Consider the following 17,078-nt stretch of genomic DNA (forward strand, 5'->3'; position numbering starts at 1 on the left):
CCATGACCGGCCGCCCGGGTGCGACCTTGTTTGTATTGAGCAACTACACCCGTAGGCCCTATCTGTCCTGTTCACGTGTGTTTCATGTTTTTTCGATAAATTATTGATTTCATGAAAAATGAAGTCAGCAGGGCCTCTGTCACTCCTCGGTAGAAGTGGCGTGCAGGAAAAAGCGCGCGCCGTGCCCAGGCCCCCATGCAACCACCCTGGGCTCCGGCGAGGTGGAGGGCCGCTCAGGGCTGCTTCTTCTCTCGCGCCTGACGTGACGTGTAGAGGCGATGGAGGAAGTCGTAGAGGACCAGCTCCTGCGCCCGGGCCGCGGTGCGCAGGGCTCGGTTGGTGTGCATGTGGACGAGGCTCGCGGCCACGCGCTCCAGGGGCTGGGTGAGCAGTCCCTGGTCCGCGCACGCGCGCAGCCGGGCCAGCACCGGTGCCTGCCGTTCGGAGCGGCGGCGCAGCGCCGCGAGTCCCGTCGCCAAGGGGCCTTCGGCGGGCCACGGCCGCCACAGCAGGGCCTCCAGCTCCTGGCGGTGCGCGCGGAACCGTTCGCCCAACCGCCGCTCGAAGGCGCCGTCCACGCTGAACTCCTGGCCGTAACCCTGGCGAAGGGAGGCGAGCAGCTGGCGGCGGCCCTCCAGGTCGAGGCCCAGGTCGGTCAGCACCGTGTCGATGCCACACAGCGTGAGCCGCCAGCGCGCGTCCGCGCCGTCGTCGCCCACGACGGTGTCGAGCAGCTCCAGCACCGCGTCGCTGTCCGCGTGGAACCACTGCTCCACCAGGGGCATGCCCGCGTCGCCGCCGTAGCGTTCGACCTCGCGCTCGTAGGTGTCCACCTGGACGCGGTGCACGAGCCCGTCCCGCCGCAGCGGGTGCAGCAAGGCGTGGAGCCGCTCCAGCACCTCCGTGCGCAGCCGCCGGGGGTCGCCCTGGAGGCGCACGCGCAGGTGCCAGTCCGGGTCGCCGTAGCGCAGGAAGAACCACTGGTTCGCGGCGCCGGAGGCCAGGGCCTCGCGGACGAGGGGCGCCACGGCCTCCGCCAGCACGCGGTCCGCGAGCGCAGTGCCGGTGTAGAGCTTGACGTAGAGCCACTCGGAGCCTGGCGGGAAGGAGCGCTCCACCCGCGGCGGCTTCGGCAGGGCCACGGCCGGCGCGGCCGGCGCGTCGCGCACGAAGGGCACGACCACCTCGTGGACGAAGCGCCCTTCGGGGCCCTGGACGCACAGGCCCTCGTCCATGAGCAGCTCCACCAGCACCACCTCCGGCCGCTGGCGCACCAGGTGGACGAACGTGTCGAGGCTCAGCACGTTGTCCAGGTCCACCGGCAGCACGTTGTCGTGGTCCTCCAGTCCGACGTAGCGAGGCAGCCCCAGCCGCGCGCGCAGCCGCTGCGCCTCGTGGAAGCGCCGCGCTCCTTCATGTTCTCCGAGCCCCCGGAGCGTGGGGGCCTGGAGCCGCCAGCGCGCGCGGTGGAGGATGAGCCTGCCCGCCGTCACGCGCGGCAGGAACGCGCTGCTCGCCAGCGGACCCCACTGCCAGCGCAGGCCGGGCGTGGCGCCCTGCTGCTGGAGCGTGCCCAGGAAGGTGTAGGGGCGCAGGTGCGCGTGACCGAAGTTGTGGACGTGGGTGACGCGGGGGAGGACCTCGCGCCCCAGGCGCTGGGAGCGCAGGACGATGCGCGTGCCCTGGACGGAGAGGAAGAGGTCGGTGAGCGGGAGCTGCTGCTCCGGCGGTGCTCCCGAACGCCCCAGGTACACCAGCTCATGCGCGCGCAGCACCGGGCGGCAGAGGATGTTGCCCACGCGCCCCTCCGGCAGGTGCACCACCTCCGCGAAGGCGGCCTCCGGACGCAGCGCCTCCTCCGCGCGCAGGTGCGCGGTCACCTGGCGCAGCAGCTCCGGGTCTCCGTGGCAGAAGCGGCCCAGCAGCGCCGCGCCGGAGGGGCCCATCATCGACTCGAAGACGAACCGGAACCGCCCCGCGTCCACGTCCTCCCGCGACGCCGCCAGCACGGAGCCCATCACGGAGAAGGCATCCGGCAGGGGGCCCGGCCGCGGGTTCGCGAGCGCCTCCAGGTCCGCGGCGTCCAGCTCCAGCGGGCCGCCCGTGCGCAGCACCTCCGACAGCCGGAAGTGCAGGTGGGCCTGCGCCTTCCCCCACGCGACGCGCTCCTCGCTCCGGGACGCGGCGAAGGGCAGGTCGCGCAGCAGGGGCGAGTCCTCCGCGGACTCCGGGCTCGCACGCTCGAAGCCGACGCCCACGTCCTCATCCAGGGCCTCCAGCAGGGGCACCTCGCGCGCCTCGTAGCGCTGGACGAAGGCCTCGCGGAAGCGCCGCAGGGTCGCGGGCTCGCTGGACGCGCTCAGGCGATGGAGCAGGGTCACGCCCTGGCGCATCGCCTCCACCACGGCGGGGCCCAGCGTCAGCGCGTCCGCGGGTTTGCGCAGGTCCACCTGGAAGAGGCGGCCTGGATCGACCGGCGAAGGGAGGGCCTCCAGCCCGTGCGCGAGCGAGCGGTAGCGTGAAGGCTCCGCGCCCGGGGGCGTGCCATCCAGCTCCGCGAGCGCGCCCTGCACGTGCTGGAGGACGCGGTGGGGGCCGGCCATCGCCGGCACGGACTCCAGGTGCGCGAGCAGCTCGCGCACCGGCTCCGGGCCCGTGACGAGCGGCGCCAGCTCCGGCACGAGGAGCTGGCTCGCCACGAGCATGTCCACGTACTCCACGGCCTCGTCGCGGGACACGTCGGGGTCGGCGTCCACCAGCGCCTGCGCGAGCGCGGCGAGCGAGGCTCCCCCTCGCGCCCGCTCCAGGGTCGCCTCCAGGTACGGGGTGGGCTCCACGCCGACGAGCTGGTGGCTCCGCGTGCCGCCGTCGCGCCGCGACTCGGCGTAGCGCAGCCGTCCCGCGACCCGGTACAGGCTGGAGTTGGGGCGGTAGTCCAGGGCCTCGCGCAGCGCGGGCAGCCGGCCGAGCGCGTCCGTCAGCGCATCCACGTAGTCCATGTCCAGCCGCGTGTGGCGGCGGTAGCTCTCACGGGCCGGCAGGCCCAGGTGGGTCGCCGGTGCGAGCATGCCCAGGCTGTTGCCGGCGAAGAGGCCGAAGGGCGTGGCCCGCGACGTCATGCGCTGCCAGTAGCGCACCAGCGTGCGCTCCAGCTTCTCTCCGTGCGGACCTCCCGGCGCGGCCGTCCACGCGGGCAGCTGCTCCTCGAGCGAGGGCGACGCGAGGAACAGCGCCTCCCGCACCTCCGGCCGCGCCACCACCGCCGAAAGCCTCTCGCGCAACAGGTCCCGGTCGCGGGCGAGCGCCGCTTCCAGCTCCGCGCCGGAAGCCTCCAGCGCGGTGGGCGCGAGCAGGCCCTGGCTCCAGGCACGCAGCTCGTCGAAGGGCAACAGCGGGGTGCGGAGGACGAAGAACCCGGAAGGGGAGAAGCCCGTCGGCGTCATGGAGAATCCAGAGGAGAGGGGCGCAGGGACATGAGCAGCAGGCGATCCCAGGTGGGCTCCACGGAGGAGGTCGCCGCCAGGAGCGCCAGCGCGATGCCGGTGGCCCCCGAGAGCAGGCCTGGGTTGTCGGTCCAGCCCTCGCCGCCGCCGTCGAAGCGCTCCAGCACGCGGAAGCCCGCCACGCCCAGCCCCGGCTGTCGGTGGACGGAGAGCAGGTGCCGGAACCAATGGCGGGCGGCGGCCTCGAAGGCGGGCTCGCCCGTCGTCTGGAACAGGCGGTTGTAGAGGTGCCCGAGCCCGGCGGATCCATGACAGAGCCCGCCGTCATGCACGAAGGCGGCGTCCCGCCAGCGCCCGGCGGCTTCGAGGCAGAGCGTGAGCGCCCGCGCCTCCCACTCCGGGTTCCCCACGGCCCGCGCCACCGTGTGCAGCCCGAACGCCACGCCGGGATCGCCGTAGCACCATGCCGGACGGCGAGGCCACGTCAGGGGCTCATCCCGAGCCCCCACGCGCGTGGGAAAGAGCGCTGGCGCGGAGTCCGCTGCGCGTCTGGCCATGAACCACGTCCAGCCGCCCTGGAGCCATTCGCGAGCGCTCTCCGCCGCGACGCCCGCCGCCACCGCGCCGCCGAGCACGAGGAGCACCCCCGCCACCCCGTGCGCGACGCCCAGGTTGAATTCTCCGTCGAGGTGTTCACCCTGGAGCCGTGCCGCGACGTGCGCGGCTTGCGTCTTCCACCGAAAGCCCTCCGGTGTCCGCTCGGCCAGCTCTCCCAGCCGGGCCACCACCGCCTCCAGGCAGCGCCGGGCGCCCTCGCGAGGAAGGCGCTCCAGGGCATGGACACCCATGCCCACCAGTCCACTCACCAGGTCGTAGCGATGCGGCCAGGGCCGCGTCTGGAGGAAGTCCTCGAGCGCGGCGTCGATCTCCGTGAGCGGATCCTCGTCGGGTGACTCGGAGGGGCGGCGCACGTGCTGCACCGCCCATGCGACGCCCGTGAAGCCATCATAGAGGTCCGGCCCCAGCGTCTCCTCCGCGAGCGCATCCGAGGCGCGCTCCAGCAGCGCCTCCGACGTCGCGCGCCACCGCGCGTCATCGTGGACCCGCGCGAGCGAGTCGAACAACACCGCACGCCCTGGATCTCCGCGAGCCAGCGAGGTCCGCGAGGACGCATGGGCGGGAAGGTGCGAGAGCGCATCGGCGAGCATCGCGAGCACTTCCACGGCCATGTCGTGCTCGACGCCATGCAGCAAGGGCTTCCACGGCGGTGTGCGTCGCATGTCGTTGACCTTGGCAGTCATGAGAGGAAATGAAAATTATCGTCTCACGGTTCTGGCGTGGAGTGCTTGTTTGGTTGGGATGCAGGTGTTTGACTTGCAGTTGCAGTTAACGCCGTCAAGGAACGCAACGAAAGGGCGATGTCATGGACAAGCAGGACACCCAGAAGCCCAAGAAGCTGAACCTGAAGCGCGAGACTGTCCGCCTGCTTTCGGGCGGAGCCGAGCCGCAGCAGCGCAAGGACCTCACCACGCCGTTCTGCACGGAGTCCGGTCCGAAGTGTGACCTCTGAAGCGTTTCACGGACGCTCGCGTCCGTGAATCCAGATTCACCGCCGACATCCACAAGCGCTGCACTGCGAGGACGATGCCATGGACAAGCAGGACACCCAGAAGCCCAAGAAGCTGAGCCTGAAGCGCGAGACGGTCCGCCTTCTGTCCGGAGCGGGAGGAGAGTTGAGGGAGCGCAAGGAGCTCACGACTCCGCTTTGTACGGATCGCGGCTCGAAGTGCGAGCTCTGACGGGCTCATCGGGGCTGTAGCTCCGTGAGGAGCCTCGGGAGGGGAGCGAGCGGCTCCCCTCCCCATTCGCGAGGTCCGTCGTCTGCCCAACGTCCTGGAGAGCGCCGGGGTGCGTGCGAGGGCTTCCTCCGGGAGAGTCCCGGTACCTTGACCCCTCCACAGCGGCTCGTCCTGGGAATCGCGGTGCTTGCGTCGCTCGTCACGTTCCTGGACGGGGCGATCATCAACGTCGCGTTGCCCGCGATGGTGCGGGACCTGGGGGGAGGTCTCACCCTGCAACAGTGGGTGGTGGATGCCTACCTCATCACCCTGGGCTCGCTGATGCTGGTCGCGGGCTCGCTGTCCGATGCGTTTGGACGCAAGTGCATCCTACGGCTGGGATTGTGGGGGTTCGGCGCGACGTCCCTGCTGTGCGCGCTGGCCCCCACCGGAGCCGTGCTCATCCTCGCGCGAGGGCTCCAGGGCGCCACGGGCGCGCTGCTCGTGCCGGGCTCGCTGGCGCTCATCCTGGCCACCTTCTCCGGTCCCGAGCAGGCGAAAGCGATTGGTTCGTGGACGGGGTGGACGGGGGGCGCGTTCATCGCGGGCCCGCTGGTGGGCGGGTTGCTGGTGGACACCGTGGGGTGGCGGTGGATCTTCGCCATCAACGTCCTGCCCATCGCGCTGACGCTCGCGCTGCTCGCGCGGATGGAGGAGCCTCCGCGTCCGGCGGGTGCTCGCATCGACATCCTGGGCGCGGTCCTGGCGTGTCTGGGATTGGGCGGGCCGGTCTATGCGCTCATCGAGCAGGCCAAGGTGGGCTGGACGCACCCGACGGTGCTGCTGGCGCTGGGCCTTGGCGTGCCGGCGTTCATCGCGTTCCTGTTGCAGGAGCGGCGCTCCCCGCACCCGATGATGCCGCTGGGGCTCTTCCGGGAGCGCAACTTCTGGGTGGGCAACCTCGCCACCACGTCCATCTATGGCGCGCTGTCGCTGGGGATGTTCGTCATCACGCTCTTTCTTCAGGAGGTGGGCGGCTTCCGCGCGACGGCCGCGGGGCTGGCGTTGATGCCCACCACGCTCATCATGCTGCTGCTGTCCTCCGTGTTCGGCGGGCTGGCGGGCCGCTACGGGTCGCGCCTGTTCATGGCGGTGGGGCCGTGCCTGGCGAGCGTGGGGTTCCTGCTGATGCTCCGCGTGGGCACGCCGTTGCACTTCTGGACCCAGATGCTGCCGGGGGTGCTGGTGTTCGGGCTGGGGCTGACGGTGACGGTGGCGCCGCTGACGGCCGCGGTGCTCGGGTCCGTCCATCCCGAGCAGGCGGGCATCGGCTCTGCCATCAACAACGCCATCTCCCGGGTCGCGGGGCTCATCTCCATCGCGTTCACGGGGCTCATCGTGGGGCCGCGACTGGACGTCGCGGGCTTTCACCGGGCGATGATGGCCACCGCCGTCCTGCTCGTTTTGGGCGGGGTCATCTCCGCGGTGGGCATCCGCAACCCACCGCGGAAGGCCTGAGCGCGTCAGTCCTCGGGCGGCCCCATGGCGAAGTACACGGCTTCGGTGCCCAGGTTGAAGGTGTCCCCGTCCGCGATCTTCTGGCGCTTGATGCGCTGGTGGTTGATCCAGGTCCCGTTGGATGAGCCCAGGTCCTCGATGAAGTAGTCGTTGCCGTCGCGCACGATGACCGCGTGCTCGCGGGAGACCCTTCCGGACTTCACGACGAGGCTGCACTGCGGGCCCCGTCCCAAGGTGAAGCGCTCCACGTCCACCATGACCGAGGGCCCATCCGGGCTCAGCCGCACGAACAGCTCTCGCCGCGCGGAGGCCCTGGCCGCCGGGGTGGGCTTCGCGCTCTTGCCGGAGTCCACGGTGGGCGCGGGCGTCTCTTCGTCGCGCGGGCCGGGCCGGATGCGCGAGGACTTCCGGGCGCTGGCGGGCTTCGCGGGGCGGGGGACTTCGAAGGGGACGTCTTGTCCCTCGGACTCGTGGGAGGGGGCGGGGGGGACGTCCGCTTCGGAGGCCGCTGCCTGTTCTTCGGCGTCGTCGGAGCCCATGGCTTCCTCGCCGGTCTTGGCCTCTTCGGGTCCGGAGTCGACGGCCGCGCTCGACGCGAATTCGGAGCCGATCGCCGCTTCGATATCGGCGGCGGAACCGTCGTCCTCTTCCTCGGGGACCTTCGCGGCTACTCCGTCCGCTTCGTCGGAGTCCTCATCGTCGGTGTCATCCGTAGCCCCAGCGGCGGACGAGGCCGCGACTTGCTCAGCCGCGTCATCGTCGTCCGATGCATCCGCGTCGTCGTCCGCCGCAGCATCTTCGTCCGCCGCCTCGTCGTCCGATGCGTTCTCGCCCGAGGCGTGCGCATGGTCTTCATCGTCGCCCGCCGCGTTGTCGTCCGAGGCGTCGTCGTCCGAGGCGTCGTCGTCCGAGGCGTCGTCGTCCGAGGCGTCGTCGTCCGAGGCGTCGTCGTCCGAGGCGTCGTCGTCCGAGGCGTCGTCGTCCGAGGCGTCGTCGTCCGAGGCGTCGTCGTCGGCTGCGGCCTCGTCCGCGTCGTCGCTGTCGTCCGCTTCATCATCCTCGGACGAGTCGTCATCCTCGGACGAGTCATCATCCCCGGACGAATCATCATCCTCGGACGAATCGTCATCCTCGGACGAGTCATCATCCTCGGACGAATCATCATCCTCGGACGAATCATCATCCTCGGACGCCGCGGCGGACGCGTCCTCCTCGGCGGAGGTCTCATCGTCGGACTCCTCTTCGTCCGATTCCTCCTCATCGGAGGGGACCGGCACATCGCGGGGCTGCACGACGGCATCCACGGCCGCGAGCACCTCCTGCATCCGGGCCCGCGCGAGAGCGGCCTCGTCCTCCGCGGGCCTGTCCTTCAGCGGCCCGGGAGCGCCCGGGGCCGGCGCGGACACGGGCGCCTTCACGGGAGGAACCGTGGCGGCATCCGCCGGGCGGGTCGTGGCGTCGGTAGGCCGGAGCGCTGGGGACCGGACCTCCGCGACGGTCATCGGCGCCGGTTCGGCCGCGCTCCCGAGCACCACGGGTGTCGGCGCCACATAACCGTTCTGTCGTGCGAACAGGAACAGCGCCTGGGCCACCAGGGCGTTCCGATCCACGCCCAGGTCGTGGCTCATCTGCTCCAGCGCCCGCCACAGGGGCTCGGCGACCTCGATGGTTTCACGAATCCGATTCATGACTAGCTGCCCCTCAGATTGCTCTGCCACGGAGAGACATGGTCCGGGTCATTGAGCCAATAGAACATCGCTTGCGTCTCCGCGTACTGCCGCTCCGCGATGGACACCAGGCTGGGGTGCAGGTCGCCCAGCGCCACGCCTTCGAACAGGAAGCCGTCGCCGGCCTTCGTCGGACTGGCCCCGCCGCGGATGCGCCGGTCCCGGCTCTGCCACAGGCGCTGCGAGGCCTGCCCCGCCGCTTGTCCGTAGTCCGCCGGGGGCGCGATGCGCGACGGCATCCGGAGCGCCGTCTCCCCGCACGACCACAACAGCCAGGTCAGCGCGCTCCAGTCGCCACGCAGCATCTGCGCGAGGTCCGCGAGCCCCAGCTCCAGGTCGAGCGTCTCGTCGACCTCCACCTGCTCATCCCCCAGCTCCCGCTCGAACTGCTCCAGCTTCACCGGCCCCTTGTCCAACAACCCCGACAGGTCCGGCGGAAGCCAGGACACTGCGGCCCCAGGCTTGAACCGCTGGAGCAGCGCGGTGCGCATCGCCTGGAGGCGCGTGGCGTACTTGCGCACCAGGTCCTGGATGGCCTCCAGGGACTGTCCGGGCTTCTCCGGCAGGCCGTCGTAGGTGCAGCGCGGAGGTTCCTGCCCCGCCCAGAAGTCGAACCGCGGAAACAATGCCCGCGCGTACGTGCCCAGGAACCGGGCGGTGTCCGGCTCCACCGTCGCGAGCCCCTCGGCGTCCTGGCGCACCTGCTCCGCCAACCCCAGGTTCAACAGGATGAGGCCGCGCGTGAACAGATACGCCTTGCGCTCCGGAGCGAGCAGCATCGCCGCGTGCACGAAGTCCAGCGCCGCGCGCGGCCGGTTGCTCTGGTCCAGGAGGACGGCGTAGGCGCGCAGGATCGTGGCGGCCTCACCGCCCCGCATGAGCGCATCCGCCATGGGGGCCCAGGCCTGACCCTCGTCCTCCACGACGTCGTCCGCCAGCTCCGACGCCGAGTCCCGCGTGCGGGGCAGGGTGAGCTCCTCCAGGCCTTCCTTCAGCGGCTGCGCGTCCAGGGACGTGGCGCACGCGCGCGCCGTGGCCAGCAGGGCCTCCCGATAGCGCCGGTCCGCCCGGGCCTCTTTCGCGACCTCTCGCCAGCCCTCCGCCGTGCGCGCCAGGTTGGAGAACACCGGCGAGCGCTCCAGTGTCCGCTCATCCTGCGCCCGGCCCAGGTCGCGCGTGAGCACGACCTCGCGCTGCGAATCCCTGAGCGACCACTCGCCGCAGACGAGGTCGCCTTCCATTCGGCCTTCGTCGAAGTGGACGCGGAAGTCCGCGTACTCGTCCTCGGCGCGAGACCGGTAGCGCCCGTGGCGCTCGCCGTCCACGAACTCGGCCTCCCAGAGGAACTGCCCCTGCGAGTCCCAGAAGCGCGCGAGGCCGTGGCGCTCGCCGTCGGCGTTGAGCGTCACCTTCGCCCACTGGCCCAGGTCCTCGCGCAGCTCCGTGTCCTCGGGCAGGTGCGGCGGACGGGTGGGGTAGGGCTCGCCGGTGGTGGGGAGCACGCGCTGGCCGGCGCCGTCGAAGTGGAGCACCTGCCGGACGGTGCCATGGTCGTACTGCATCACGGTCTTGCGCACGCGCTCGCTCACGCCGTTCTCGTGCATGCGCTCGGTGGTGAAGTGCTCGGACGCGAGCCAGGTGCGCGGGCCGTGGAGCTGGCCCTGTTCGAAGGCCCCCTCCTGCGACACCGCGCCGTCCTCGTGGAAGCGCTTGAAGGGGCCGTGCGGCGCGCCCTGCTTCATGATGCACTCGTTGCAGAGCGTGCCGTCCGCGCGCCAGTAGCGCCATGGTCCGTGCGGCCGGCCCTTGGAGTCCGTGGGGCCGAAGGACCACTCCCCGTCGCCGTCGTCCCACGTCGCGCCCTCGGGGATGCCAGAAGGCAGCTTGCCGGCTTCGGTGCGCTCGCGGTTCGCGGCGCGGCGCTTCTCCTCCGCGACGTCCACCGCCCGCAGCCGGGTGAGCAGCAGGTCCAGCGCCTCGGCGGACAGCGCGCCGGAGACGCGGTGCACTTCCAGGCCGTCCTTGTACGCGACGAGCGTGGGCATGGACTCGATGCCCAGCGATTCGGACAGCTCCTCGTGCGCCTCCGTATCGAGCCGGGCGAGGGCGATGTCCGCGAAGCGCGGCGCCGCGGCCTCGAAGATCGGGGCGAACTCCTGGCAGGGTTCACACCACGAGGCCCAGAAGTCCACGACGCACATGCCGGGCCGCTGGGTGACTTGCTTGTAATCCTCCGGGCTCAGTTCAACCGGTGCGCCTGCCAACGTGGACTCCTGCTCAAGGTGAGGGGCAGATAAGAGGGGCGCCGGGGACGCACGTCAACCGGCGCGTCATGGAGGACAGGAGCTTGCGTGCGGCACGGCCTGCCCCCAGGCGCCAGAGGGAAGGGGCCCGCGTCCATCCACGGGCCCAGGAGCGGCCTGCCGGGCTGGAGGTTCCCCTCCCGGCGCCCCCAGGCACCGAAGGGGCGCCGCGCGGAGGGCTCGCGCCGGAGTGGGTCGATGCCTGGGACCGCTTGGAGCAGGTGTCCGACTGGCGCGAGTTGGGAGGCCAGCCCTTCGTGTCCGAGGACGCCCTCCGGGTCTTCACCCGCGAGCACGGGCTGGAGACGACCCCTCGCATCCTCGAGCTGGACGGCGCGGACCTGCCCCGGAACCTGGACTGCGCCTTCGGGTTCCCGCGCACGCACGCGCCCGCGAGCCGGTGCGCGCTGGATGCGGGGGCCGGGCGGCACCCCGAGGGCCTCCTGGATGCGGGGGCCAGGCGGCACCCCGAGGGCCTCCTGGATGCGGGGGCCGGGCGGCACCCCGAGGGCATCGGGGGCCGCACCTGCGACTGGCGCACCCTCGTGAAGCCGCGCGACGAGGACTCCGAGCGCCCCCTGCGCGTGACGCGCTGAAGCGCGCTCCCGGAGGCGGAGGTGTCCCCCCGCCTCCCGGGGACGCGGCGCGGCTTCAGTCGATCTGGAGCTCCGCGATCTTGTGCGGCTTGTCGCTGATGGCGTCCATGATCTTCCCGACGCCGAAGGTCAGCAGGCCGATGCCCGCGCCCACCGCCATGCCCAACGGTCCGCCAATCGCACCCACCGCGACCGCGCCGCCGATGCTGCCCGCGATGCCGATGGCGCCCTTGGCGATCTGCGCCCCGTCGTTCACCTTCGCGCCGTTGACGATGTCGAACACGCCGCCCACCGTGCCGCCCACCGCGCCCAGCACGTTGGCCGCGCCGCCCGCCGCCTTGAGCGCGGAGAGCGCCTTGCTCCCGACGCTCGCCGCCGCGCCGGCCACCTTGCCGATGCCGCCCATGCCCTTCACCGAGTCCAGCACCGCGCTCGTCACCGCGCCGCCCACCTTCGGGTTCGCCAGCGTCTTCGCCCAGGGGATGCTCTTCGACGCGTTGGCGGTCGTGGTGGTGAGCGCGCCCGCGTTCTTGAAGCCCTTGATGGCCTCCGTGAACGCCTTGCCGCCGCTGTAGATGTTCAGCGCGCCGTTGGCCGTGTCCGACACGCCCTTCACGATGTCCGGCATGTTGTTCTCGCGGATGCCCCGCGCCAGCGACATGCCGCCCGCCACCACGCCCGCCACGCCGCCCAGCGCGCTCGCGCCGCCCTGCGCCGCGTTCAGGCCCTTGGAGAGGGTGTCCTTGCCCAGGACCTCCGTCGCCTTGGCCGGCAGCCGGCCCGCGTCCTGGCTCAGGCCCTTGAGGATGTTCAGGGACTGCGCGCCGCCGCTGTTGGCGTACTGGTTCACCGTGCTCGCGGTGGAGATGGACGCCTGCTCCAGCAGCACCTTGCCGAACGCGTCGTCCTTGAAGGCCTCCGCGTCGGTGACTTCGCGCATGTCCGCGCCGCCCTTGCCGGACAGCCGCAGCTTCTCCCCGTCCTTGCCCACTTCGTGGATGCCCTTGCGGCCGTCCGCGTCCGTCACCGTGGTGCGGGAGCCGACCAGCTGCGCGCCCTGGTCGGACAGCAGCGACGTGTCCTCCTTGAGGGAGCTCTCCGTCTTGTTGTCCTTCGTGCGCTTCGTCTCCAGCGACTCCTGGAGCTCCAGGCCCTGGTCGGTGGCCTGGCGGCTGCTGTTGTAGTGCTGCTCCAGGTCGGCGCCGTCCGGCTCGCGGCTCTTGGCGTCCATCTTCTCGATGGAGCCGTCCTGGCCGTAGGTGGTGGACGACTCGCCGCTCACGGGCACGCGCTTGGAGGAGTCCTCCTTCTCGAAGGTCTTGCCCTCGTACTTCTCCTTCACGGTGCTGCCCTCGCGCGTCCGCTCCGTCTTGATGGTCGCGTCCGGGTAGCCCTCGATGAAGGTCTGCGAGTCCAGCCGGTTCTCGTCCTTCTGCAGGTCCACGGTCCAGCGCTTCGGGGGGCGGCCTTCGCCCGCCTTGTCCGCGTCCCAGTCCTCACCGCCGTGCTTGGAGTACTCGTCGCGGACCCGGGCCATGTCCTCGAACGTGTGCGGCCCTTCGCCAGCGAACTGGGTGTGGCCGTCCAGCGTGCGGTCCACGTAGGACGTCGCCTTCACGTTGTCCTGGGAGAAGTTCTGCACGCGGCTGTACTGCGGGTCGCCCTGCTTGCCGTCCGCGCCCGGGGCGGGGATGGAGTAGCTGTACGTGTCCGAGCGGTCCACCGGCTTCTTGAAGTCGAACGGGCCCTTGAGCTTGTTGTCGATGCTGCCGCCGCCCTTCTGTTGGTAGAAGGAGGTGCGGCTGCCCTCGGCGTTGCCGTTCACCTGCGAGTATTCGTCGGTGTGGAGCCGGTCCCCGTCCTTGTGCTTCTCGATGGAGACTTCGTTGCGCGTGTAGGTCAGGTTCGTGTCGCGGCTCTTGGAGATGTCGCCGAAGGACTTGAGGTCGGCGGTCTCGTTCTTGTCGCCCTTCCACTCCGCGCGCTCTACCAGCGTGGCGCCGTCGCCCTTCATCTCCAGCCGGTCGCGCTTGTTGGTGCCGTCCTCATAGGAGGCGGTGTCCATCACCACCGCGCCGTCCTTCTTCGTCGCGACGGAGCGCTCCACCACCTCCTTCTCGCCGTTGACGCGGGTGAGCTCCACCTCGGAGTCGGACACGCGCTTGACGCTGGCGCCTTCGGGCACCTGCTCCTTGCCGTCCGCCATGGCGAAGAGCTTGTCGGCTTGCTGGGTGGTCTTCTCCCGCAGCGACTTCTGCGCGTCCTCCGTCTCCTTGCGCTGGTCGCCCACCGTCTTCAAGTCCACCGCCTGCTTCGCCTTGTCCTCGCCGGACACCGTCTGCCGCTCCGCCGGGGGCGCGTCCACCGCCGGGGCCGCCTTCGCCCTCGCGGCGGCGGTGCTCACGGCATTCACCGCGGCGCCCACGCCGCTCAGCTCCGGGCCCGCGGCGGGCTTCTTCACATCGAAGCCATCCGCCACGACCGCCGGCTGCCGGGGCTCGGCCTTGGGCTCCACGGGCGCGGCCTTCGGCGCGGTGGCCGCCGCCTTCTCGGTGACGGCGGGAGGGCTGACCAGGGACAGCGGCTTCCGGGAGACAGGGGCGAGAGCCATGGGGGACTCCAGAGGGGGGATGGAGGGCGGACCGCGATGTCCGGACCCACTGCGGCTGGCATGCCAGCGTCGGGAGTCCTCCCACTGTTCCTGATTCCAGGGGTTTGTCTCCCACACGCGGCGCGGGGCCTGATGACAGTCGTTGGGGACCTGGTGACGGCTGTCACCAGGCAGGCGGCCGGTGCTCACGCGTCGAGGAAGAGAATGCGGAGCGGGCGAGGGCCAGCGCTACACTCGCCGCACCAGGTGCGCCGCCCATGACGAAGAGAGACACCGGAAGGGGAAGCTCAGGCACGGGCCCGTCGGACTCGGCGCGTTCGGGGGCAGGCACGGGCCGTGGCACGGGGCGGGGGAGTGGCTCCGGGCCCCGTCGCGCCGAGGACGTCCCGCCCGTTCCGCAGGTGGGCCGCTACCTGCTGCTGCGGCGGCTGGGGCAGGGCGGCATGGGCGTGGTGTACGCCGCGTATGATCCGGATCTGGATCGCAAGGTCGCGCTCAAGCTGCTGCACCCGAACGCCCAGAAGGACAGCGAGGAGGCGCGGGCCCGGCTGTTGCGCGAGGCGCAGGCCATGGCGCGCGTCTCCCATCCCAACGTCATCCCCGTCTTCGACGTGGGCATGTGGGGCGACCAGGTCTTCGTCGCCATGGAGCTGGTGGACGGCGGCACGTTGGGCTCGTGGCTGAAGGAGGCGAAGCCCTCCTGGCGCGAGGTGTTGGAGCGCTACCTCCAGGCGGGGCGCGGGCTGCAGGCCGCGCACGACGCGGGGCTGGTGCACCGCGACTTCAAGCCCGCCAACGTGCTGGTGAGCCGCGCGGGGCGCGTCTACGTGACGGACTTCGGTCTGGCGCGGCAGGTGGGGGACGGGCCAGAGGCCGCGGCGTCGCCGGAGGAGGCCCTGCTGCTGGAGTCCTCGGACCGGCGGATGTTGGAGACCACGCTCACGGAGGCGGGCCTGCTGGTGGGCACGCCCAACTACATGTCCCCGGAGCAGTTCCGCGGCACGCAGCTGGACGCGCGCACGGACCAGTTCAGCTTCTGCGCGGCGCTGTACGGGGCGCTCTACGGCACGCGCCCCTTCGACCCGGGCAGCATCAAGGCGTACGCCTCCGCCAGCCGCGAACCGGGCGTGGAAGCGGAGGGCACGCAGTCGCTGGGCGGCACGCAGTCCCTGGCCCCGGCCCCCGCCCGCGCGCCCCTCGCGCCGCCCCCCGCGCTCATCCGCGAGCCGCCGCGCGAGGCGAAGGTGCCCGGCTGGGTGCGGCAGGCGGTGCTGCGCGGCCTGTCGTTGGACGCGGACGCGCGCTTCGCCTCCATGCAGGCCTTGCTGGACGCGCTCTCCCAGGAGCAGCGCCATGGACGTCGCCGCCGCTGGGTGGGCGCGTCCGGCGCGATGGCCGCCACGCTGGCGGTGGCCTCGGGCGTGGTCTGGCAGCAGTCCCATGTCTGCGCGGACGCGGGCTCGCTGATGGATGCCGTCTGGACGCCGGACGCGAAGGCGCGACTGGCGTCCGCGTTCCACGCCACCGGCAGGCCCTACGCCGAAGCCATGGCGCTGCGCACCGCGCAGGTGCTGGAGCAGTACGCGGGCGCGTGGAAGCACCAGCGTGTCCAGGCGTGCGAGGACGCGCGCGTGAGCGGCGTGAAGCCGGAGGAGCAGCTCGACCGGCAGGTGGTGTGCCTGGAGCGCCGCCGCAAGGACCTGCGGGCCACGGTGGACCTGCTCGCGGGCGCGGACGCCGCCATGGTGGACAAGGCCGTGGACATGGCGCACGCGCTGCCCGCGCTGCACGAGTGCGAGGACGTGGAGTCGCTGGCCGAACAGCAGCGCCGTCCCTCCGACCCCGCGCTCCGAGAGACGATTGAAGGGCTGGAGGACCAGCTGTCGGAGGTGCGCGCGCAGGTGGACGCGGGCCGCTTCCCGGCGGCGCTCGCGGCGGTGAAGGCCCTGGAGGCGCCCGTGGAGAAGACGGGCTACCTGCCGCTGAAGGCGGAGATGCGCTTCCACCTGGGCTGGCTCCAGGAACAGACGGGGCAGTCCCCCGAAGCCGCCAGGCTCCTGTCGCGCGCGGTCTTCGACGCGGAGGCGGGCCGGGCGGACCGGCTGAAGGTCGCCATCCTCAACAAGCTGCTCTTCGTGGAGGACGGCCAGAAGCACTTCGACCCGGCGGCCAACTGGGGCCAGCTGGCGGAGGCCACCCTCCAGCGCGTGGGCGGCGAGCCCGTGCTCGAAGCCGACGTGAAGGTGAACCAGGCCAACCTCGCCATCTCCCAGGGCCACGTCGACGAGGCCCGGGCTCGGCTGGAGGAGGCGCGGGCCCTCTATGAGAAGGCGCTGCCGTCGCCGCACCCCAAGCGCGCGCGGGCGCTCTTCCTCCTGGGGCGGCTGCTGCTGGGCAACGGCGACGCGAAGCAGGCGCTGCCGCTGCTGGAGGCGTCGCTCGCGCAGACCGAGGCGTCGGTGGGCGCGGTGCACCCGGACATGGCGCGCCGCCACGGCCTCTTGTCCCTGGCCCTGCGCGAGGCCGGGGCGCCGGACCGCGCGCTGCCGCACGCGCGGGCGGTGGCGGACATCTCCCAGGCACTCCACGGCGGGAAGAGCCCGCAGACCGCGGAGGCCCTGGACGAGGTGGGCATGTGCCAGCTGGGGATGAAGCGCTACGACGACGCGCTGAAGACCTATGAGCAGGCGCTCGCGCTCAAGCGCGAGCTGCTCCCCGAAGGCGACGAGGGCCTGCAACCCTCCTATGACGGGGTGGGACAGGCCCTGCTGGGCCTGGGGCGGGCGCGCGACTCCGTGGAGCCCCTGCGACTGGCGGTGTCCTTCGCGTCCGCGCCCGCGGATGCGCTGGCGGAGTCGGGCTTCGCGCTGGCGCGCGCGCTGTACCAGACGGGGCAGTCCCCCCAGGCTCTCGGAGAGGCCACCCGGGCCCGGGGGCGCTTCAGCGAGGCGGGGATGGATGAGCGCGTGGGCGAGGTGGACACGTGGCTCCAGTCCCTTCCGAAGGAGGCTCCGCGCCCGCCTGCTCGCAAGCCTCCGCGTGCCCGGCGTCAGTAGCTCCCGCGAGCGGCCTGCTGGCGGCGATGGCGAGGCGTGCTAGCGT

The 17,078-nt window shown here is 71.6% G+C and carries 10 protein-coding genes; 5 read left to right on the forward strand and 5 right to left on the reverse strand.

Annotated features, from left to right (window positions below; all coding sequences use genetic code 11):
* Window positions 1-233: 233 nt before the first annotated feature.
* Together FOF48_RS03630 and FOF48_RS03635 are read right to left on the reverse strand one after the other, a co-directional pair.
* The gene (locus FOF48_RS03630) at window positions 234-3,443 is read right to left on the reverse strand and encodes a lantibiotic dehydratase (protein WP_143898710.1); all 3,210 of its coding nucleotides are present in this window, start codon (window positions 3,441-3,443) and stop codon (window positions 234-236) included.
* Window positions 3,440-4,723 carry a lanthionine synthetase C family protein gene (locus FOF48_RS03635; RefSeq protein WP_186001749.1) on the reverse strand — a complete coding sequence of 428 codons (1,284 nt, stop codon included), beginning with the start codon at window positions 4,721-4,723 and terminating at the stop codon, window positions 3,440-3,442. Before FOF48_RS03635 ends, FOF48_RS03630 begins: the two co-directional genes overlap by 4 nt.
* Window positions 4,724-4,866: 143 nt before the next feature.
* Between FOF48_RS03635 and FOF48_RS36300 the strand changes: the two genes are divergently transcribed.
* From FOF48_RS36300 to FOF48_RS03640, 3 genes are all read left to right on the forward strand, one after another.
* On the forward strand, window positions 4,867-5,013 hold the full coding sequence (locus tag FOF48_RS36300) for a hypothetical protein (protein ID WP_161663910.1): 147 nt from the start codon (window positions 4,867-4,869) through the stop codon (window positions 5,011-5,013).
* Window positions 5,014-5,092: 79 nt separating this feature from the next.
* A complete protein-coding gene (locus FOF48_RS36305; RefSeq protein ID WP_161663911.1) occupies window positions 5,093-5,242 on the forward strand; it encodes a hypothetical protein in 150 nt (49 codons plus the stop codon).
* A 147-nt stretch (window positions 5,243-5,389) separates the two neighbouring features.
* Window positions 5,390-6,739: an MFS transporter gene (locus FOF48_RS03640; protein ID WP_186001750.1), complete on the forward strand. Its 1,350-nt coding sequence runs from the start codon at window positions 5,390-5,392 to the stop codon at window positions 6,737-6,739.
* 5 nt (window positions 6,740-6,744) lie between these two features.
* On the opposite strand, the gene FOF48_RS36850 is transcribed toward FOF48_RS03640, so the two are convergent.
* Entirely contained in the window at window positions 6,745-8,427 is a 1,683-nt protein-coding gene (locus FOF48_RS36850) for an FHA domain-containing protein (RefSeq protein WP_255441850.1), read from the reverse strand.
* A gap of 2 nt (window positions 8,428-8,429) precedes the next feature.
* Window positions 8,430-10,730, reverse strand: coding sequence for a thioredoxin family protein (locus tag FOF48_RS03655; protein ID WP_143898714.1), 2,301 nt, complete (start codon window positions 10,728-10,730; stop codon window positions 8,430-8,432).
* Window positions 10,731-10,990: 260 nt separating this feature from the next.
* Between FOF48_RS03655 and FOF48_RS03660 the strand changes: the two genes are divergently transcribed.
* Window positions 10,991-11,365, forward strand: a complete 375-nt coding sequence (locus tag FOF48_RS03660; RefSeq protein ID WP_143898715.1) for a hypothetical protein — start codon at window positions 10,991-10,993, stop codon at window positions 11,363-11,365.
* A gap of 55 nt (window positions 11,366-11,420) precedes the next feature.
* Here the strand turns inward: FOF48_RS03660 and FOF48_RS03665 are convergent, their stop codons facing one another.
* On the reverse strand, window positions 11,421-13,976 hold the full coding sequence (locus tag FOF48_RS03665; RefSeq protein WP_143898716.1) for a hypothetical protein: 2,556 nt from the start codon (window positions 13,974-13,976) through the stop codon (window positions 11,421-11,423).
* A 257-nt stretch (window positions 13,977-14,233) separates the two neighbouring features.
* Between FOF48_RS03665 and FOF48_RS03670 the strand changes: the two genes are divergently transcribed.
* Window positions 14,234-17,032 carry a serine/threonine-protein kinase gene (locus tag FOF48_RS03670; RefSeq protein WP_143898717.1) on the forward strand — a complete coding sequence of 933 codons (2,799 nt, stop codon included), beginning with the start codon at window positions 14,234-14,236 and terminating at the stop codon, window positions 17,030-17,032.
* Window positions 17,033-17,078: the final 46 nt, after the last annotated feature.

Origin of the sequence: Corallococcus sp. Z5C101001, assembly GCF_007352635.1 — a bacterium.
Classification (GTDB): Bacteria; Myxococcota; Myxococcia; order Myxococcales; family Myxococcaceae; genus Corallococcus; species Corallococcus silvisoli.